Genomic DNA, 19763 nt, shown 5'->3' on the forward strand with positions numbered 1-19763 from the left:
GCCCTCCCCTGGCCCGTCCAGTATGGCGAGCTATCGTCCGAGTTTGTACGGGGCCGGTCGGGAGCCGGGGCCGAGCCGTGACATGGCACGGATAATGTGCTTGGGCGGCAGTTGCCAGCGCACACGTGCGGGAATGCTGCGCAACATGGTGCCGGTGAAACGCAGTTGAAGGTTCACGGCGTCGCGCGACGGTGCGGATCTCCCGTACAGCTCATGCGCATAGGGCGGCAGTGAGGCGTAGGCCAGCTCCGCCACGCCCCGCCACAGAAGTTCGCGCGCCGGGACGAGCAGGGCAGGCGTCGGCGGCCGGCGCAGGAAGTCGTCGACGTCCCGTGCTTCTGGTCCTGCGGCCAGCTCGGGGCGTGTCTTCTCGAAGTACGCGGCGAGTTCGGCCTGGTCAGCGGGTACGCCGTCGGGGTCGAGACCGACCAGCCGGGCGGCGGCGCGGTTTTCGCCGATGTAGCGGTCGGCCTGCGCGTCCATGAGGCGGATCCCGGAGCGGCGCGCGACATCGAGGTAGGAGTCGATCTCGGCGCAGTGCACCCAGAGCAACAGTTCTGGTTCGTCGATCCGGTAGCGCTCCCCCGTGTCGGGGTCCGTCGCGGTGAGCATGGCGTGGATCTTCCGGACCTTGGCACCGGCCTTCTCGGCGGCCTCCGTCGTGCCGTACGTCGTCGTACCGACGAAGTTCGCCGTGCGCAGCAGCCGGCCCCAGGCGTCGTTGCGGAAGTCGGAATTCTGCATGACGCCACGTACCGCGCGCGGGTGCAGGGCCTGGAGATAGAGCGCGCGGACGCCGGCGACCCACATCATCGGGTCGCTGTGCAGTTGCCAGGTGATCGAGGAAGGGCCGAAGAGCCCCTGATCGCCGGTGTGATCCCCATCCACGCTGCCCAGTGTGACGAGGATTGCCTGCCGGCACCAGACAATGTCCCTGACGCGTTCGAGCGCCGTTCGAGGGTGTCAGAAGTCTGCAGGCCGGGCAGCGGAACACTGGGTTCACAGCGCTGAAAGACGGAAAAACTTCTGCAAGAACGCGCATAGATCTGATTGTGTTTGACGAGTACTGTCTAGCGCGTGCTGGCTGAGCGACGACACCAACTGATACTGCGAGCTCTGCGCTCGGGAGGCCCCGCCTCTGTGACCGACCTCTGCGGGCAGCTGGGCGTGAGCGCCGCGACCGTCCGGCGGGACCTGGTCCGGCTGGAGGAGGAGGGGCTGCTCACCCGGGTCCACGGGGGCGCGATCATCGGGGAGGGCGACCAGCAGGGCGACCAGCCGTTCGCGGAGGTCGTCGAGGTGGGCGTGGCCGAGAAGGACGCGATAGCGGTGCGGGCCGCCGCCATGATCGAGGACGGTCAGTCGGTCCTTCTCGACATCGGAACGACCGCCTATCGGCTGGCCCGGCAGCTGCACGGTCGTCAACTCACCGTGATCACCAGCAATCTCGTGGTGTACGAGGAACTCTCGAAGGAGGAGGGTATCGAGCTGGTGCTGCTCGGCGGCGTGGTCAGACGCGAGTACCGCTCACTGGTCGGCTTTCTCACCGAGGACAATCTGCGGCAGTTGCACGCCGACTGGCTGTTCCTGGGCACGAGCGGTGTCCGCCGCGGCGGCCAGGTCATGGACACCACCGTCATCGAGGTGCCCGTCAAGCGCTCCATGATCGCGGCCGGTGACCGGGTGGTGCTCCTCGCCGACGAGAGGAAGTTCCCCGGCACGGGCATGGCCCAGGTCTGCGGGCCCGAGGAACTCGATGTGGTCGTGACGAATACCTCGGCGGACGCGGCGACATGCGCGGTCCTGGAGGAGGCGGGTGTCACGGTCGTGCAGACGTGACCACCGAGGCGGTGGTGCAGACATGAGCATCGCCTTCGGGCCGAACGGCGGAACCGGGCGCTTCCGACGGGGCTCGGAACATCGGTCTCACACCTCGGTCACCTCGACTCCGGCCGTCTGCAGCGCGATGCGCGTCGCCAGGTCCGTGGGCGCGTTGGTCACCACCATGTCGAGACTGTCGGGCCCGCACACCCGGGCCATACCGGTGCCGGGAAACTTTCCGGCGTCCGCCATCAGTACCACCTGTTCACTGGCGGCGATCATGGCCCGTTTCACCGGCACCTGCGCGGAGGTGGTGTCCAGGACGTGGCCGTCGGGGCGGATGCCGCTGGTGCCCAGGAACAGCCGGTCGGCATGGACCTGCCGGAGATTGTCCTCGGTGAGAAAGCCGGCCAGCGAGCGGTAGTCGCGCCGGACGGCTCCGCCGAGCATCACCAGCCGGATGCACGGATCGTCGGCCAGTTCCTCGTACACGGCGAGACTGCTCGTGATCACGGTGAGGGCGCGGCCCCGCAGGCGGCGCGCCAACCGGTGTGTCGTGGTGCCGATGTCGAGCAGGAGGATCTCACCGTCGCTGACGAGGTCGGCGCACTTGTCCGCGAGTGTGTCCTTCGCCGCCACCCGTACGGTTGCCACCTCCGTGAAGGGTTCGTCTCCGCCCTCGGTCGGCATCGCGCCGCCGTGGACCCGTCTCAGCAGACCCTCGTCCTCCAATTGCGCCAGGTCACGGCGGATCGTCGCCTGGCTCACGCCCAGTCTCTCGGCGAGGGCGACGACGGCGGTCGGGCCGTCCGAGCGAAGCGCCCGCAAGATCAGTTCATAGCGGCGGTCGGGAAGCATGACGGTCACTCCACCCTCCAAGTTCAATCAAAGTCGCGCAGGATCGCGATGAAGTCTTGTCAGACCTGCGCACTAGGTGCAAGCTTCTGCGTAATTCGAGCAGGTGTAATCACTGCACCGGTACTTCCTGAGCGAAAGGCACCGTGCCGCCGTTCGCCGTCGGCTGCTCAGGGGGAGGGGAAGCGCTCATGTCTCAGGCCCTGCGACTCAACAGCTCTGCCCCGCCGAACCGGCGCAGCCCGGTGCGGTCCGGGCCGATTTCCCGGCGGGACCGCGCCTCATGGAGCTCGAACCGGCGGGCGCACGGGGCGCCCGGCGGCCCGCCGCCCCTGGCACCGGACGGATCTCCGTCCCGGACACAGCACGGCCGGTGCCCGGGCGAAACGCCCGCGGTCACCGATCACGTCGAACAGTAGGAGAACGAAAGTGGATCTGTCCCGTAGACGGTTCGTCCAGACGGCGCTGCTCGTCGCGGCGGGCGCCGGAGTCACCGCCGCGTGCGGCGACTCGGACAGCGGCAGCAGCACGAAGGACGGCAAGGACCTGACCCTGTGGTACTGGGGCGGTGGCCTCAGCGACAAGGTCGTGGCGGACGCCAAGAAGCAGTTCACCGACGTGACGCTGAAGTCCTCGGTCATCGGCGGCACCTTCAAGCAGAAGCTGCTCACCACGATGAACGGCCGCAGCTTCGTACCGGACATCACCGGGATCAAGGGCGAGGACATCGCCTCCTTCCTGCCCAACGCCAGCCGGTTCATCGACCTCAACACCCTGGGGGCCGACAAGATCGCCTCGGAGTACCTGGGCTGGAAGCTGAAGCAGGGACAGACGCAGGACGGCAAGCAGATCGGGTTCCCGATCGACATCGGTCCGACCGCGATGTACTACCGCGAGGACATGTTCGCCAAGGCCGGACTGCCCACGGATCCCGCCAAGGTGGCCGCGGAGATATCCACTTGGGAGGACTACTTCGCGATCGGCGCCGAGATCCAGAAGGCCTACCCCAAGGCGTTTCTGCTCAACAACATGACGGCCGTCTTCGACATGTCCATCGGACAGGGCGGCAAGCGCATGATCGACGAGGACAACAAGTTCATCGGCGACCAGGAGCACGTCCGCAAGTCCTGGGACCTTGCCGTACAGCTCTACGAATCCGGCGCCGACGCCAAGATCAACGACGAGAGCCTGAAGGCCGCCGTGGCCAACGGGACAGTGGCCACCCAGCTGGGTGCCGCCTGGATGGCGCTGGACGTCAAGGACATGGCACCGGACACCGCGGGCAAGTGGCGGGTCGCTTCCCTGCCCGGCGGACCCTCCAACATGGGCGGCTCCTTCCTGGCCCTGCCCAAGGAGTGCCGGAACCCCGAAGTCGCCTTCGAGATCATCAAGTGGCTGCTCAGCCCGGAGAACCAGGCCCGCGGCTTCACGGACGCGGCACTGTTCCCCTCGGCCCCGGCCGCCTACAAACTGCCCGCCCTGACCGGAGGCGATCCCTTCTTCGGCGGGCAGAAGACGATCGAGGTCTTCGGCCCGGCCGCCGAGAAGGTGCCGGCCTTCTACGAGGCCCCGGCGAACGCGGCGGTGTCCGTGCCGTTCTACAACGAGCTGACCAGCATCGAGTCGAAGGGCAAGAAGCCGGACGACGCATGGAACGACGCCGTCGAGCAGGCCAAGCAGATCGCCAAGCAGCAGGGCGTGAGCTGAAGTGGCAGCACCCCCCACGGCCGGACCCGCCGCAGCGCCCGAGGTTCCTCAGAAGCACCGCAGGACCGCCCGGAGTACCGGACGGCCCGAACGGCGCCGGGGGCTGCGGCGGCTTCTGTCCTTCTGGCCGCAGTACGTGGCGGTGTCGCCGTTCTTCCTGCTGTTCCTGACCTTCCTGTTCTTCCCGATGGTCTATTCGCTGTACCTGGCGTTCCAGCGCTGGGACGGCATCGGCGAGAAGACTTTCGTCGGGCTTGAGCAGTTCCGCTTCCTGCTCGACGACCCCACCTTCTGGCTGGCGCTGCGGAACACCCTGGTGATCTGGGTGTTCGCCACGTTCCCCATGCTGTTCATGGCGCTCGTGCTGGCCACCATGCTGAATTCCACGCGCCGCCTCACCAGCTTCTACCGCGTTGCCTACTTCGTTCCGAACGTCACCTCTGTAGTCGCGGTCTCCATCTTCTTCTTCTCGGCCTTCAGCGACCGGTTCGGCGTCGTCAACGCGGTATTGCAGGCGGTGAACGTGCCGTCGGTCCCCTGGCTGAACAACGAGTGGACCATCAAGGCGGTCATCGCCATGCTGATGACCTGGCAGTGGACCGGCTACAACATGATCATTTACCTGGCCGGCCTTCAGGCGATTCCCTCAGATGTCTACGAGGCGGCCAAGCTCGACGGCGCGGGGCCGGTACGGACCTTCTTCTCCATCACCGTTCCGATGATGCGTCCGATCATTCTGTTCACAGTGGTCATCTCTACGGTCAACGGCCTGCAGAGCTTCACGGAGCCTCAGGTCCTGTTCGGCAGCAACGCGGCCAACAATCCGAATTCCGGCGGTCCTGGACAGGCCGGACTGACCACACTTCTGTACTTCTACCACCAGGCTTTCGACAACAACAACTTCGGTTACGCCGCCGCGATCGTGTGGGCATTCTTCCTGGTCATTCTGCTGTTCGTGGTCATCAACTGGAGAGTCGTCCAAGGAAGGAGGAAGCCGTGAAGGCACCCCGTGTCCGTCGGCCACTGACCGCCAGAGGACTGCTCCTCCACGCGATCCTGATGGCCGGGGTCCTGATCTCGATGTTCCCGTTCTACTGGACCATCGTGATGGCGACCAACACGACGCAGGAAATCTCCAAATATCCGCCGAAGCTCACCTTCGGTCCTCATCTGCTCGACAACATCCAGCGGTTGCTGGACAGCATCGACTTCTTCGGGGCGATGTTCAACACGGTCATCGTGGCCGTGAGCACCACGGTGCTCGTCCTGCTCCTCGACTCCCTGGCGGCATTCGCCTTCGCCAAATACGAATTCCCCGGCAGACGTGCGCTGTTCGCCATGCTGATGGGCATCTTCATGCTGCCGCTCCAGCTCGCGATCATCCCCCAGTACCTCATCATGGCGGAACTGGGCTGGCTGGGCTCACTCAAGGCCGTCATATTCCCGGCGACAGCGAACGCCTTCGGAATCTTCTGGATGCGTCAGTACATGATCGGCGCCATTCACGACGAACTCATCGACGCCGCCCGCATGGACGGCTGCGGCTTCTTCCGGCAGTACTGGCACGTCGGGTTGCCGGCCGTCCGGCCCGGGCTCGCCTTCCTCGGCATCTACACCTTCGTCGCCGCGTGGAACGACTACGTCTGGCCGCTCGTCGCCCTGGTCAACCCCGACAAGGTGACCCTGCAGGTCGCCCTCTCCCAGCTCAACGTCTCGCACGGCCGACAGGACTACGCCATGGTGATGGCCGGCGTACTGCTCGCCGTACTGCCGCTGGTAGTGGTGTTCTCCCTGTTTGCCCGCAGCTTCATCGCCGACGCCACCAAGGGGGCAGTGCGCGAGTGAGCGACTGAGCCGGTCAGGGCGCGGGCGGGAGCGGGCCCGCTGCCCGCGCCCGGGGGGATTCAGTGCGAGCGACAGGCGATGCGACAGGCGATGTCAGGCCGGTCGCCAGGGCAGGGAGGATCCATGAGCGGGAATGATCCGCACATCCATGTCGAGTCGAAGGTGGTCCACGGCGATGCCGCCGTCCGCAACCTGGTGGCAGCCACGTTCGGCCTGGCCGGCGACCTGCCGAGCCTCGTCACCACCGGATGCGGACTGCGGGTGCCGTATGCGATGGCCTCTCCGCGCCCGGATCGTGTCACCTGCCTTGCCTGCCGTGAGCACGCGCGACGCGAACACCTGCGCTTCGCGGAGGAGGTCGAACGGTTGAGCCGCATGCCTGGATCGACCATCAGCCCTGCTCAGGGGAAGTTGGCCGCAGACAGGCATCGCGACCTCGCGCAGAGGTTTTCCGACGCGGAGAGTTGAGTCCGTGGCTGGGCGATGATCACGTCCCGACCGGTGACCACGGGCACCCCTCCGGCCGGGCCCAGGACGTCCGTGCGAGGCAGCGCTGCGCGCTCCACCGCTTCTCCGGTGCCTGACCGTCGCGCGGGACATACATGCCGGGCCCCGAGCAGCAGTGGCTCGTGGGCCCGGCACGGGGCGGCCGCCTGTCTCGGCGGGCGGCCTGTCCCGGTCTGCCGGCGCGACGTCAGAGACAGGCCGGGACGTTCGGGTGCGCCACTGCGGGAGGTGCCACCGGGTGGGGGTGGGCGACCGGGAGATCGGTCAGGCGCCGAGCGCGTCGATGAGGGCCTTGGTCACATCCTCCGTCGAGGCGGTGCCGCTGACGTCGCGGGTGAGGATGCCCGCGGCGGTCGTGGCCTCGATCGCCTTGTGCAGCCTGGCGGCCTGGTCGGGCAGGCCGAAGTGCTCCAGCATCAGCGCGGCGCTGCCGACCGCGCCGATCGGGTTGGCGAGACCCTGGCCGGCGATGTCCGGGGCAGAACCGTGGACCGGCTCGAACATGCTGGGGAAGCGGCGCTCGGGGTTGAGGTTGGCGCTTGCGGCCAGGCCCAGACTGCCGGCCAGCGCGCTGCCGAGGTCGGAGAGGATGTCGGCGTTGAGGTTGGAGGCGACGACGACCGAGAGATCCTCGGGACGGAGGACGAACTTCGCGGACATGGCGTCGACCAGAACGCTCTCGGTTTCCACGTCGGGGTAGTCGGCGGCGACCCGCTGGAAGACGTCGTCCCACAGGACCATGCCGTACTGCTGGGCGTTGCTCTTGGTGACGGACGAGACCTTGCGGTGCGTACGGGTGCGGGCCAGGTCGAAGGCGAAGCGCATGATGCGTTCGCAGCCCACCTCGGTGAACAGGGCCGACTGGACGGCGACTTCGCCGCCCGGCCCGCGTCCGGAGAGGTTGCGGCCGCCGAGGCCGGCGTACTCGCCCTCACTGTTCTCACGTACGACGACCCAGTCGAGCTCCGTGTCGTCAGCCTTGCGAAGAGGGCTCTGGACGCCGGGCAGGAAGTGCACCGGACGGACGTTGGCCCACTGGTCGAAGTTCTGGCAGATCTTCAGCCGCAGGCCCCACAGGCTGATGTGGTCGGGGACGGTGGGCCAGCCGACGGCGCCGAAGTAGATGGCGTCGAAGTTCTTCAGGCGGTCGAGGCCGTCGTCGTCCATCATCTTGCCGGTCCGCTCGTAGTAGCCGCATCCCCAGGGGAACTCCTCCCAGTCGAAGGCGAAGGCTCCCTGGGAGTCGGCGGCCAGCGCGTCCAGCACGGCGCGGCCCGCGGCGACGACCTCGGCGCCAACGCCGTCGGCGGGGATGGCGGCGATACGGAAGGTGCGGGTTGCGGTCACAAGGAGCCTCCGGTGATGGGGTTCCCTTGCTCGGGCGGGAGCCAGAAGCCGGGAGCCGGGGTGATTCGACGTCTTCGCCGACGCCTTCTTCGACATCTCCGAGTCAACCCAGTGAGTCCCTGACCCGTCCAAGACGAGCTTCCGATACGGCCCATAGGTGCAACCGATCGGTCTGGCGTCGTACTGCGGCTACGGCTCGCGGCGGCTCTTCCGCTGGGCGTACGAACGGGTCAGCTCCAGGAAGGCGCGGGCCCCCGGCGTGAGGTGGGCGGGCAGGCTGATCATGGCGACATGGAGATGCGCCGTGGGCTCGATGGACGCCACGACGGCACCGCAGCGACGGGCCAGCCGGGTCCAGGATGCGGGCAGGACCGCGATCCCGACCCCGGTCAGCACGAGAGGGAGGATGGAGGTGCGGTGGTCGACGACCGCGACGATGTCGGTGCCCTCGGTGTGCGCGGTGATGTCGTCGACGATGGTGCGCATCAGACTCCCGCCCCGGGATGCGATCAGCTTGCGCCCTCCGAGGTCTTCCGGGCGCAGGGTCGCCCCGTCCTCCACTTCTCCGTCCGCACCGGCCACCACGACGAACGGCTGCTCCTCCACCGGCAGTACGTCCAGACCGGACACCGCCACCGGCTTGGCCGCCCCGAGGAGCCCCAGTTCGCAGACGCCGCTGCGGACGAGAGCCACGACCTCCTCGGGCGTGAACGCGCCCCGGCTGCTGACGGTGACGGACGGGTGCAGTTCGGCGAAACGGTGGATCAGGCCGGTCAGCGGCTCGATGCCGGGTGAAGGCATGGCGGCCACCTCGACGGTGCCGCCGTGCAGACCGGACAGGGCCGCGGCTCTGTCCCGGACGGCCGCCAGGTCGCGCAGTACGCGGCGGCTCGGTTCGAGAAGTTCCGCCCCTGCCTCACTGAGTACGACGCCGCGGCCCATGCGGTGGAACAGCGAGACGCCCAGATCGGCTTCCAGGTTCGCCATCGCCTGGGAGAGCGAGGGCTGCGCCACGTGGAGCGCGGCGGCCGCCTTGCTGAATCCGCCGTGCTCCACGATGGCGAGGAAGTACTCGAGCTGCCGGGCGTCCACGGTTCCTCCTACTGCCACCAGCCTCGGGCAATAGGCGGACGCTATCGGTTGGCCGGGATCGCCTGGTCATCCTCGGTCGGCCGCGAGGCGGGTATCTCGGCTCCGGCAGGCGGCTCGTCGACGGCGACAGTGGGTTCGGCGGCTCCAGCAGCGGGATCGGCGGGAGAAGCTGCCTTCTCCCTCTGCGCGGTGGCGTCTCCGTCCGGTGCGGGATCCGGTACGGGCGCCTCGTCGCCTGGCGCGAGGGCGTCTTGGCCTGGTGCGAGGGCGTCTTCCCGTATCTCGCCGGACAGCACCTGGCGGGCCCGCGTCAGATCGAGGCCGTTCTCCCAACGGGCGACGAACAAGGTGGCGACCGCGTTGCCGTAGAAGTTGACCAGGGCCCGGCACTCCGACATGAACTTGTCGATGCCGAAGACGAGCATGATCCCGGCCGCGGGCACGTGGCCGACGGTCGACAGCGTCGCGGTCAGAGCGATGAAGCCGCCGCCGGCGACGCCGGCCGCTCCCTTGGACGTCAGCAGCATCACCGCGAGAAGGCCGAGCTGCTGGCCGACGGAGAGTGAGGTGTCGGTGGCCTGCGCGATGTAGAGGGTGGCCAGGGAGAGGTAGATCGCGGCCCCGTCGAGGTTGAAGCTGTAGCCCGTCGGCACCACCAGACGGACCGTGGGCTTCTCGGCGCCCATGAACTCCAGCTTGCGCATCAGGCCCGGCAGGGCGGGCTCGGCGGTGGAGGTACCCAGGATCAGGAAGAACTCCTCCTTGAAGTAGCGGAAGAGCTGGAAGATGTTCAGCCGTACGTACGCGGCGAGCACGCCGCCCAACACCATCACTACGAACAGGACAGAGGTGACGTAGAAGAGCAGGATCAGCGAGCCGAGGCTCGTCAGGGTCGACAGGCCGAACTTCCCGATGGCGTAGGACATCGCCCCGAAGGCGCCCAGCGGAGCCACCTTCATCACGAACGACAGCACCTTGAACACGACTTCGGTCAGGCGGTTGACCCCGGCGATGATCGGCTCACCGGCCTTGCCCACGGACTTCAGCGCGATCCCGAAGATCACCGCGAGGAAGATCACCTGCAGGATGTCTCCCTCGACGAAGGCACCGAAGAAGCTGTTCGGCACGATGCCCGTCAGGAACTCCCACCAGTGTTGGTGTTCGCCCGTCTCGATGTACTGACCTGCGTCACCCGACACATCCAGCTCGGAAGGGTCGGCGTGCACGCCGTCGCCGAGCCGGAAGATGTTGATCGCGACGAGCCCCGTGGCCATGGCGACGATCGTGCCCAGCTGGAAGTAGGTCAGGGCCTTGATCCCGGTGCGGCCCACCTTCTTCAGGTCCGCGACTCCGGCGACGCCACCGATGATGGTCAGGAACACGATCGGCCCGATCAGCATCTTCATCGCCGTGATGAACGTGGTGCCGATCGGCTCCATCGACGTGGCCAGATCCGGCCACCGCCAGCCGAGCACGATCCCGATGACGATCGCCACCAGCACCTGCACGTACAGCTGCCGGTACCACGGCTTCTTCCTCACCACGGCATCGCCTTCGGCTTCCTTCGGGGCATGCGTCATTGCAACCTCCATCCAGGCACGGGTAGGGCCCGTCGGCGCACTCCCCGGACAAGGAACGCGCACCCCTGGCGGGATGCCGCGCGTCCGGTGCCGGCTTCGAAGACCCGTGTACGACACCGGGTCCCGACCGGTCGTCGCACCACCTACCGGCACAGTGAAGCGGGTCACAGACGAGGAGGTCCACGACCAAAAACCGATGCCCCGTATAGGCAGTGCCTATACGAAACGCTGCGGTCGGACCGACGTGAGCGCTTTCCTCGGCAGTCGGAGATCGTGGAGGCGGCGGCACTCACCACGCGAAACACGTGGGAAACGGGCGTTTCCTAGACTCCGGCGGGTGCACCTGACAGTCCTTGATGCCCCCAACGAGTGGAGCCGGTTCACCGAGGGCTCCATTGAACGCCGTATGTTGCTCGCTCTCGGCGAGCGGCTCGATATCCGGCTGCGTCCCAAGCCGCTCATGCTGCCCGACGGCAGCCGTGTCGAGGTCGAGGGGATCGACGCCGCGGGCCGCGTGCTCGTTCAACTCGTCAGCAATCAGGGCGCCTACAAGCCCGCCTACCGCAACAAGGTCATGGCGGACATGTTCAAGCTGCTCTGGCTGCGGGACTCCGTACCGACAGCCGAGCGCACGGTGCTCCTGGTCACCGAGCTGATCCTGCAAGCGCTCGGCGGCTGGGTGGCACGTGCGGCGGCGGACCTCGGGGTCGAGATATACGTCTACGACGGCAGCACGGCCGTAACACTGCAAGACCGAACGTAAAGTCCGCGAAACAAACCGCGGTGGCGGACCGAAACACGAGGCTCCTACGGTCGGAGACACCTAAGCGGATTTCCGCGTGGCAGTCCCCCGCACTCGCTACGCACGCTCTCCGACTTCCAGGACCGGGCCTTCGTGCTCGCTACATGGATGGGAGCGTGAAGGTGACTGGTACGCCAGCACTTGAACTACGGTCGGTGCACCGGGTCTACGGATTCGGGTCGTCCGCGACGAATGCCCTCGACGATGTTCACCTGACGGTGCCGTCCGGACGCTTCGTCAGCCTTATCGGCCCCAGCGGCTGCGGCAAGTCGACACTGCTGCGCCTCGTCGCCGGCCTCGAGCAGCCCGACCGCGGCGAGGTGCGGGTGCACGGTGTCTCGCCGGCAAAAGCGTGCGCCGCCAAGATGATCGGCCTCGTGCCGCAGAGCCCGGCGTTGCTGCCCTGGCTGTCCGTGCTGCGGAACGTCACACTGCCCCAGAAGATCAACAAGGGTGCGGCCGGGCGCCGCGAACGCATCGCCGGCTTCGCCGAACGGGAAGCCGCGCCCTCTGCCCCCGGCATCCCGGACATCCCCGACATGCGGGAACTCCTCGCCAAGGCGGGTCTCGGCGAGGCCATGCACAAGCTCCCGGCGCAGTTGTCCGGCGGTATGCGGCAGCGTGCCGCGATCGTGCGCGCCTTCGGTCTGCGGCCCGACGTACTCGTCATGGACGAGCCGTTCTCGGCGCTCGACGAATTCACTCGCGAGAGCCTCCAGGACCAACTGCTCGATCTCTGGGACGAGTTGAAGACGACGGTCCTGTTCGTCACCCACTCCGTACCCGAGGCCGTCCGGCTCTCCGACACCGTGGTCGTGATGGCCCCGCACCCCGGCCGCATCGTGGACACCATCGACGTCGACCTGCCCCGGCCGCGCGGTGAACGCCTCTTCGGGGAGCGCCGCTTCCACGAGTACGAGGACCTGGTCCGAGACCGCCTTCGCCGTGCCTGGCACGGCGAGGCCGCGTGAGTGGGGGCGTGCGGACATGACCGTAGCCGACGAACGCACGACCGCCCTGGCGACCGCGACGGAGCCGCCCGCCGAACCGTCGCGCTTCAGCCTCAGCCACCCGAAGTCCCGCATCGCCTGGATCCGCCCGTCCGTCTGGCTGCCCCTCCTCGTGATGCTGGCGATCCTCGCCGCCCTCTGGCAGTGGGGAGCCGGGGAACTGCCGTATCTGCTGCCGCCATTGCCGGACATCGGCAACTCTCTCGCCGACCAATTCGGCTACTACGTCGACAACGCCCTGGTCACCCTGGGCGAGGCGGTGGCCGGCCTCGCGATGGGGTTCGTCGCCGCGTTCGCCCTCGCGGTGCTGACCAGTGAACTTCCCCTCGTGCGCCGGGCGGTCATGCCGATCGCGGTCGTCCTCAACGTCACCCCGCTCGTGGCGATCGCACCGGCCCTGGTCGTGGCCTTCGGCTTCGGCCCGTTGCCCAAGCTCGTCATCGCCGGCCTGATCTGCTTCTTCCCGATCCTCATCAACACCGCGGCCGGTCTGCGGTCCGTGCCGCAGCAGGTGTTGCAGGTGTACCAGACGATGGATGCCGGCCGCCTGGAGCTGCTGCGGCATGTGCGTATCCCCAACGCGCTGCCGTTCGTGTTCGCGGCGCTGCGCATCGTCTTCCCGCTGTCGATCGTCGGCGCCGTGGTGGCCGAGATGTCGGCGTCGGGATCGACTCGCGGCCTCGGCACCGCGATCAGCGTGGCCTCGTCGATGAATCAGCTGCCGGTCGTATACGCCTCGATTCTCGTACTCGCGGTGATGGGCGTACTGCTGCTGCTCGTCGTGACCGTGGTCGAGCGCCGCGTGCTCCATTGGCACGACAGCGCGCACAACTGACGCGCCCCTCACACCGACCGACCGGCTCAAGGCCTCACGTCGCTCTATCCGTGACCCGCGATGGCGGGGCACTCAGTGCCTCATGCCCTCATCCACACCATGCCCTCATCCACGCCATTTCCCGGCGCCCAGCGCCAGTTCGGAGTCACCCATGTCACCGACGTCACTGATGTCAGCCGTGTCACCCACGCAGAACCGCCTCATCAGATCCGGACTCGCCTCCCTCGCCGCCATCACGCTGACGGCCGGCGTCGCGGGATGCGGCTCGGACTCCGGCGACAGCACCTCGACGGGCTCGGAAGGGTCCGCGATCTCCGCCGAGCGCTGCGCCGAGAACAAGGCCGCCGGCAAGATCACCTACCTGTCGGGCTACCAGTACCAGTCGTCGGTGTCGATCCTCGAGTACGTCGCCGCCGACAAGCTGGGGTACTTCAAGGACCTCTGCCTCGACGTCGACCTCAAGCCCGGCACGGGCGACACGGCACAGAACACCAAGCTGCTCGCCAGCGGACAGGCGACCGTGGGTCCTGTCTCCCAGCAGGACGTCATCCAGGCACGGGCCAACGGGATCGACATCACGGGCATCTCCTCGTACTCGGACGCCGGCCTCGAGATCCTGATGACGAACAAGGACATCACCGACCTGACCCAGCTCGACGGCAAGGTCGTCGGCCACAAGGGCTTCGTACCCGCCGGCGTCAGGGCGATGCTGGTCAAGGCCGGGGTCAAGTGGGACTCGCTCAAGCTGGTCAAGCAGGGCTACGACCCCTCCGTACTGCCGCGCAGGCAGGGCGGTCTTGAAGCGCTCACGGGATTCATCTCGAACGAGCCCAACCAGCTCAAGGCGGCCGGCAAAGACGTCACCGTGTGGAAGCCGGTCGACTACGGCGTTCCGAGTTCGCTCGGCGCGATGGCGGTGAACCCGAAGTTCGCCAAGGCCAACCCGCACGCCGTCGAGGACATCCTGCGCGCCGCGCTGCACGCCTACGACTACTGCTCGGCCGACGACAAGCAGGTCGCCGAGTGCGTCGGGTACGCGGCCGAGCTGTCCGGACCGACGTACGACAAGAAACTGAACGCGACCATCTGGAAGACCGAGACGCAGGTCGCCAAGGCCAACCCGACGTCCGGAAAGCCGTTCGGCGCCATCGATCCCAAGAACGTCGCGGGGCTCGTCGACATGCTGCACCAGTTCGAGATCGTGCCCGACAGTGTGACCGCCGCTCAGGCCGAGGGATGGTTCGACACCTCCCCCGTGACGAACATCCACACCGCCGACAAGCTCGTCTGGCCCGCCCCGTAGCCGCATCGGGCCGGGGCGCGTCCCGCTCGGCCCCAGCTCCCCACGCGGCATCAGCAAACACACGGAAAGGCCCACCAACGTGACCGCGAAAGAGTACGGAATCTTCCTCCCCATCGGAAACGGGGGATGGATGCTGTCCACGACGGCGCCACACCCCCAGGCGACCTACGCGTGGAACAAGCGCGCGGCCCTGCACGCGGAGACCATCGGCCTCGACTTCATCATGTCGATGGCGAAGTGGCGCGGCTTCGGCGGCAGCACCGACCACTGGGGTCGCTCGCTCGAGTCGATGACGATGATGGCGGCGCTCGCCGAGGCGACCAGCCGGGTCAAGATCTGGGCGACCCTGCACGCCAACGTCCACAACCCCGCTATCGCGGCGAAGATGTTCGCCACCCTCCAGGACATCTCCGGCGGCCGCGCCGGCATGAACATCGTCAACGGCTCCTACGCGGGAGAGTTCGAGCAGTTCGGGGAGTGGGACCCGCAGCTCAGCCACGCGGACCGCTACGAGATGACGGAGTTGTGGACGGAGGCGGTCACCCGGCTGTGGACCGAGGACTCGGTCACCATGCGCACGCCGTACTTCGACCTCGTCGACTGCTATTCCCGCCCGCATCCGGACATCCGGCCGACCATCATCAACGCGGGCCGGTCTCAGGAGGCGCGCCGCTTCCAGGCCACATACGCCGACGGGGCCTTCCTCGCCGCCGAGAGCCTCGACGAGATGCGGCAGCTCTCGGCGGACGTCCACCAGCGCGCGAAGGCGGGCGGCCGGGTCTGCAAGACCTACTCGATGCTCACCGTCGTCCAGGACGACACCGACGAGCTCGCCGCCAAGAAGGTGAAGGAGTGGGGCGCGGGCCTCGACCGCGAGGCGCTCACCCATATGCGCCGCACCTGGGGCGTACCCGAGGACCAGGCTCGCGCTTGGGCTGAGGGCGCAGGCGGTGAGGCCGCGTTCCAGACCCCGTACGTCGCGGGATCGGCGCGGACGGTCACCGAGCACATCGAGTACATCGTGCGCGAGGCCGACCTGGACGGGCTCATGCTGATCTTCCCGGAGTACGACGAGGACATGCTGCTGTTCGGCGAGACCGTACTGCCCGCCTTGCGCGAGCGTGACGAGGTGGCGGCCTGATGTCCGACCTGCGCGACAGACAACTCGCCCACCTCACCCGGCCCGGCAGCAGGCCCGCGCTCGTCGTGGTCGACGTACAGCGGGACTTCGCCGATCCGGACCGCCTCGCCGAATACGGCCTCACGGATGCCGCCCTGGCAGCGCTCGACCAGGCGGTCACCCGCATCGGCGACCTCGTCGAGGCCGCTCGTGCGGCTGAAGTGCCCGTCGTCTGGGTCGAGTTGGGCAGTGACCCTGCTCGGCCGTGGCGGTCGAGCAACTGGCTGCGCCAAGGCGACTACGACGCGCCCATGAGCCCGGACGAGCCGTGCGTCCTCGGCACGCCCGGGGCCGAGTGGTACCGCATGCGGCCGTCCACAGATGAACTGCGCGTGGTCAAGCGCGGGTACAGCGGCTTCCTCGGCACCGATCTCGACGCGCGGCTCCACGCGGCCGGCTGTGACTGGCTCACCGTCGTGGGTCTGACGAGCGAGTGCTGCGTCGACGCGACCGCCCAGGACGCCGTGCAGCTGGACTGGCCCGTCGTCGTCCCCCGGGACGCGACGGCCGCCTATGACCTCGACGTCAACGCCGCGGCCCTGGTCCAGCTGGGACTCAACGTGGCCGTGCTCAGCGACACCGACGAGGTCGTCGAACTGTGGCAGAAGGAACTGTGGAAGAAGGGCGTGCGGTGAACGGCATGCACATCGGCTTCGACCTCTCCTTCGCCCACACCGAGGGGGCGTGGGCCCGGCAGGGCTCGTGGGTCGGGCAGGACTTCCCGAACGTACGCATGTACATGGAACTCGCGCGGACGGCCGAGCGGGCCGGCGTCGGCATGCTGTTCTTCGGCGACGGCAGCGGCATACCCAGCACCTGGCGCGGGAGCATCGACCCGGCCGTGGAGTGGGGCATCCAATGGCCGCGTCACGACATGTCACCGGTCATCGCGGCGATGTCCACCGTGACCGAGAAGATCGGCTTCGGTCTGACGTACTCGTCGACGTTCATGCATCCGTTCTACGTGGCCCGGCTGCTCAACTCGCTCGACCATGTGACGGGCGGGCGCATCGCCTTCAACGTGGTCGCCTCGACACGCGGCGCGGACGCGGCGAACTACGGGTTCGCGGAGCTGATGGACCACGACCTGCGCTACGAGCGGATGGAGGAGTTCGTCGCGGTCTGCCGCGCGCTGTGGGACTCGGTGGCGCCCGACGCCATCGTGCGGGACCGGGACACGGGCCGGTTCGCCGACCCCTCGAAGGTGCACCCGATCGATCACCGAGGGCGCTTCTTCACCGTCAAGGGCCCCCTGGCGTCCGTACCCAGTCCGCAGCACCACCCGCTCATCGTCCAGGCGGGCAACTCGCCCCGGGGCATTGCCGCTTCGGCCCGGCTCGCCGATCTCGTCTTCGGCTTCGGCGGCAACCTCATGGCCCAGCACCGCCACCGCAAACTGCTCGACGAGGCACTCCTCGCCGAGGGACGCGGCCCGGCCGAGGTGGGCATCCTCTGGGCCACGCAGGTCATCGTCGGCCGCACGACGGCCGAAGCAGAGGCGCGTCGTGACGCGGTGCACGAGTTCTGGAGCGAGGAGGCCGTCGCCACCTACCTGTCGCACAACGCCGGTTACGACCTCTCGACGCTGCCTGAGTCGTTCCCCCTGGCCGAGCTGCGCGACGAGATCGTGGCAGCCAACGCGAGCCCCGCGGGTCTCGTCGGCTCGCTCATCGCCGAGTTCGGCGAGAACCACACGATGAGCCGCGCCGAGTTCTTCGCGCACGGCCGCGGGAGGGCGACCGGGCTCGACCACAGCATCGTCGGCGACCCCGCCACCGTCGCGGACGCACTGGAGGAGAACTTCGCGGCGACCGGATCGCGCGGCGGCTACATGTTCTCCAGCCCGCTGGCCATGCCCTCGGGCTTCGCCGAGATCAGCGAGCTGCTGCTGCCGGAGCTGCGCCGCCGCGGCGCCCTGGCACCGGCCTACCCCGGCGCCACGCTGCGCGAGAACCTGGCGGTGTGAGATGACCGCAGGGACGAGCGAGCGACGCCAATGGCTCGCCCTCGGCAGCCTGTGCGCGGGGTTCTTCATGCTGCTCCTTGACAGCACGATCACCTCGGTCGCGCTGCCCGCGCTGATCACCGGCCTGCACACCACCGAGACCCTCGCGATCTGGGTCAACAGCGGCTATCTCATCGCCTACGCCGTGCCCCTGATCATCGCGGGACGGCTGGGCGACCGCTACGGCCACCGGCGCGTCCACCTGATCGGCCTCGCGGCCTTCACCCTCGGGTCGCTGCTGTGCGCGCTGGCCCCCACCATCACGGCACTCATCGCCTGGCGGGTGGTCCAGGGCATCGGAGCCGCGCTGATGACGCCGCAATGCCTCACCATCATCAAGGCGTTGTTCCAGCCGCCGCGCCTCGCCGTCGCGCTCGGCACCTGGGGCGCGGTCGGCGGAGCCGCAGTGGCCGTCGGGCCGCTGTTCGGCGGCCTGCTCGTCGACGTCGGCGGCTGGCCCGCGGTGTTCTGGGTCAACGTTCCGGTCGGCGTCGCCGCGATGGTCGCCGTGGCCGCGTTCGTACCGGCCCTGCCGCGCCAGAAGGCGGGCATCCCGGTGTGGGCGATCTGCGCGAACGCGACCGGCGTCGGCGCACTCGTCCTCGGCGTCCAGGGCACGGACGCCGCGAGCGCGTACGTGCTGGATGTCCCCCGGTGGCTGCTCGCCACCGTTGGCACACTGGTCGTCGTGGGCGTCGTATGGCTGCAACGCCGGGACGGGCAGCGGGCGTTGGTGCCGATCGCGCTGCTGCACAGCCGCGGGTTCGTCACCGCATCTTGGGCTGCCGCCGCCGCGGCCTTCAGCGCCGGCTCGGCCATGATCCCCCTGATGCTCTACCTCCAGCAGGAGCGCGGGCTCGACCCCGGCGCGGCGGCCCTCACTCTCGTACCGATGGGTGTGCTGTGCCTGCTCGGCGCGCCTGTCTCGGCCCGGCTCAACAACGGCATCGGGCCCCGTGCGGTCGCCGTCGTCGGCTCCCTCGCGCTCGTCCTCTCCATCGGGGCGTCGGCTGTGCTCGTCGCGATGGACGCACCGATCTCCGCCCTGACCGCCGCTTTCGCGGTGTACGGAGTGGCCAACTCGTTCGTCTGGTCGCCCCTGTCGATCGCGGCGGTGACCGCGGTCGCTCCGGAAGAGGTCGGGGCGGCGTCCGGAACCTTCAACGCCATGAAGCAACTCGGCGCGGTGCTGGGCAGTGCGGTCTGTGCCGTGCTGCTGACCGGATTCGGCTACGCGACCACCCTCGGCGGCCTCGCCGCCGTCGGACTGCTCTGCCTCCTCCTGTCCGCGTGCCTCCGAGTCGACCATCCTGGGGCCGGATCTCCCACTGCGTCCGCCGCCGCGCCCCAACTACCCACAGGAGTCGCCTGATGAAGGCCGTCGCTGTCATCGGAAACCCCAAGGCCGGCTCGCGCACCCGCGATGCCGCCGAACGCCTCGCGGCGGCCCTCGGGCTCGACTGCGAGGTCCTCGAAGTCACCGCGCTCGGGCCCGGTCTGCTCGGCTGGGGCGACCCGGACGTCACCGCGGCCGTCGAGCGGGTGCGGTCCGCCGACGTCGTGATCGCGGCGTCCCCCACCTACAAGGGCACCTACACCGGCCTGCTCAAGGTCTTCCTCGACCAGTTCCCCACGGCGACCGGCCTCGCGGGCCAGGTGGCGCTGCCCCTCATGCTCGGCGCGGGCCCAGCACACGCGCTCGCCCCTGAACTCACCCTCAAACCCGTGCTCGTCGAACTCGGTGCGACCTGCCCCGCGCAGGGTCTCTACCAGCTCGACTCCACCTACACGACGGACGACTCACTCGCCCGCTGGGTCGCGCAGTGGAGTCGGATCGTCCTCGACGCCGCGAAGGCGCGGGCCGCACGATGACG

Annotated in this window: 19 protein-coding genes; 14 read left to right on the forward strand and 5 right to left on the reverse strand. The window is 68.2% G+C overall.

The genetic code is table 11. The features are described from left to right. Window positions 1-30 precede the first annotated feature (30 nt). Window positions 31-888 carry an oxygenase MpaB family protein gene (locus G5C60_RS28105; RefSeq protein ID WP_338145952.1) on the reverse strand — a complete coding sequence of 286 codons (858 nt, stop codon included), beginning with the start codon at window positions 886-888 and terminating at the stop codon, window positions 31-33. A 189-nt stretch (window positions 889-1077) separates the two neighbouring features. Between G5C60_RS28105 and G5C60_RS28110 the strand changes: the two genes are divergently transcribed. Beyond that, on the forward strand, window positions 1078-1839 hold the full coding sequence (locus G5C60_RS28110; RefSeq protein WP_165263728.1) for a DeoR family transcriptional regulator: 762 nt from the start codon (window positions 1078-1080) through the stop codon (window positions 1837-1839). 87 nt (window positions 1840-1926) lie between these two features. Here the strand turns inward: G5C60_RS28110 and G5C60_RS28115 are convergent, their stop codons facing one another. Continuing rightward, window positions 1927-2679 carry a DeoR/GlpR family DNA-binding transcription regulator gene (locus G5C60_RS28115; protein WP_165263756.1) on the reverse strand — a complete coding sequence of 251 codons (753 nt, stop codon included), beginning with the start codon at window positions 2677-2679 and terminating at the stop codon, window positions 1927-1929. Window positions 2680-3105: 426 nt separating this feature from the next. Here G5C60_RS28115 and G5C60_RS28120 point away from each other — a divergent pair, with 426 nt between their 5' ends. The 4 genes from G5C60_RS28120 to G5C60_RS28135 all read left to right on the forward strand — a co-directional run bounded on the left by G5C60_RS28120 (window position 3106) and on the right by G5C60_RS28135 (window position 6696). Next, window positions 3106-4383, forward strand: a complete 1278-nt coding sequence (locus tag G5C60_RS28120; RefSeq protein WP_165263729.1) for an extracellular solute-binding protein — start codon at window positions 3106-3108, stop codon at window positions 4381-4383. A gap of 136 nt (window positions 4384-4519) precedes the next feature. Continuing rightward, complete coding sequence (locus G5C60_RS28125; protein ID WP_420907418.1) at window positions 4520-5383, forward strand: carbohydrate ABC transporter permease; 864 nt, start codon at window positions 4520-4522, stop codon at window positions 5381-5383. A gap of 59 nt (window positions 5384-5442) precedes the next feature. After that, complete coding sequence (locus G5C60_RS28130) at window positions 5443-6228, forward strand: carbohydrate ABC transporter permease (RefSeq protein ID WP_165263757.1); 786 nt, start codon at window positions 5443-5445, stop codon at window positions 6226-6228. A 123-nt stretch (window positions 6229-6351) separates the two neighbouring features. Continuing rightward, window positions 6352-6696, forward strand: coding sequence for a hypothetical protein (locus G5C60_RS28135; protein ID WP_165263731.1), 345 nt, complete (start codon window positions 6352-6354; stop codon window positions 6694-6696). Between the two features lie 303 nt (window positions 6697-6999). On the opposite strand, the gene G5C60_RS28140 is transcribed toward G5C60_RS28135, so the two are convergent. The 3 genes from G5C60_RS28140 to dctA all read right to left on the reverse strand — a co-directional run bounded on the left by G5C60_RS28140 (window position 7000) and on the right by dctA (window position 10754). Beyond that, on the reverse strand, window positions 7000-8082 hold the full coding sequence (locus tag G5C60_RS28140; protein WP_165263732.1) for a tartrate dehydrogenase: 1083 nt from the start codon (window positions 8080-8082) through the stop codon (window positions 7000-7002). 189 nt (window positions 8083-8271) lie between these two features. Then, on the reverse strand, window positions 8272-9174 hold the full coding sequence (locus G5C60_RS28145; RefSeq protein WP_165263733.1) for a LysR substrate-binding domain-containing protein: 903 nt from the start codon (window positions 9172-9174) through the stop codon (window positions 8272-8274). A 41-nt stretch (window positions 9175-9215) separates the two neighbouring features. Then, window positions 9216-10754 (reverse strand): C4-dicarboxylate transporter DctA, encoded by a 1539-nt coding sequence (gene dctA, locus G5C60_RS28150; protein ID WP_241267129.1) that lies wholly within the window; start codon window positions 10752-10754, stop codon window positions 9216-9218. Window positions 10755-11091: 337 nt separating this feature from the next. Between dctA and G5C60_RS28155 the strand changes: the two genes are divergently transcribed. From G5C60_RS28155 to G5C60_RS28195, 9 genes are all read left to right on the forward strand, one after another. Next, window positions 11092-11517, forward strand: coding sequence for a hypothetical protein (locus G5C60_RS28155; RefSeq protein ID WP_165263734.1), 426 nt, complete (start codon window positions 11092-11094; stop codon window positions 11515-11517). Between the two features lie 161 nt (window positions 11518-11678). Beyond that, the gene (locus G5C60_RS28160; RefSeq protein ID WP_338145953.1) at window positions 11679-12527 is read left to right on the forward strand and encodes an ABC transporter ATP-binding protein; all 849 of its coding nucleotides are present in this window, start codon (window positions 11679-11681) and stop codon (window positions 12525-12527) included. Between the two features lie 16 nt (window positions 12528-12543). Then, window positions 12544-13401 carry an ABC transporter permease gene (locus G5C60_RS28165; protein WP_165263736.1) on the forward strand — a complete coding sequence of 286 codons (858 nt, stop codon included), beginning with the start codon at window positions 12544-12546 and terminating at the stop codon, window positions 13399-13401. A gap of 178 nt (window positions 13402-13579) precedes the next feature. Continuing rightward, a complete protein-coding gene (locus G5C60_RS28170) occupies window positions 13580-14704 on the forward strand; it encodes an ABC transporter substrate-binding protein (RefSeq protein WP_338145954.1) in 1125 nt (374 codons plus the stop codon). A 79-nt stretch (window positions 14705-14783) separates the two neighbouring features. After that, window positions 14784-15845: an LLM class flavin-dependent oxidoreductase gene (locus G5C60_RS28175; RefSeq protein WP_165263737.1), complete on the forward strand. Its 1062-nt coding sequence runs from the start codon at window positions 14784-14786 to the stop codon at window positions 15843-15845. Then, a complete protein-coding gene (locus G5C60_RS28180; RefSeq protein ID WP_165263738.1) occupies window positions 15845-16519 on the forward strand; it encodes a cysteine hydrolase family protein in 675 nt (224 codons plus the stop codon). Before G5C60_RS28175 ends, G5C60_RS28180 begins: the two co-directional genes overlap by 1 nt. 5 nt (window positions 16520-16524) lie before the next feature. Further along, window positions 16525-17850: an NtaA/DmoA family FMN-dependent monooxygenase gene (locus G5C60_RS28185; protein ID WP_206440112.1), complete on the forward strand. Its 1326-nt coding sequence runs from the start codon at window positions 16525-16527 to the stop codon at window positions 17848-17850. Window position 17851: 1 nt separating this feature from the next. Continuing rightward, a complete protein-coding gene (locus G5C60_RS28190) occupies window positions 17852-19261 on the forward strand; it encodes an MFS transporter (RefSeq protein WP_165263740.1) in 1410 nt (469 codons plus the stop codon). Then, window positions 19261-19761 (forward strand): NADPH-dependent FMN reductase, encoded by a 501-nt coding sequence (locus tag G5C60_RS28195; protein WP_165263741.1) that lies wholly within the window; start codon window positions 19261-19263, stop codon window positions 19759-19761. Before G5C60_RS28190 ends, G5C60_RS28195 begins: the two co-directional genes overlap by 1 nt. Window positions 19762-19763: the final 2 nt, after the last annotated feature.

The sequence above is a fragment of the Streptomyces scabichelini genome, assembly GCF_011045015.1.
GTDB classification, from domain to species: domain Bacteria; phylum Actinomycetota; class Actinomycetes; order Streptomycetales; family Streptomycetaceae; genus Streptomyces; species Streptomyces scabichelini.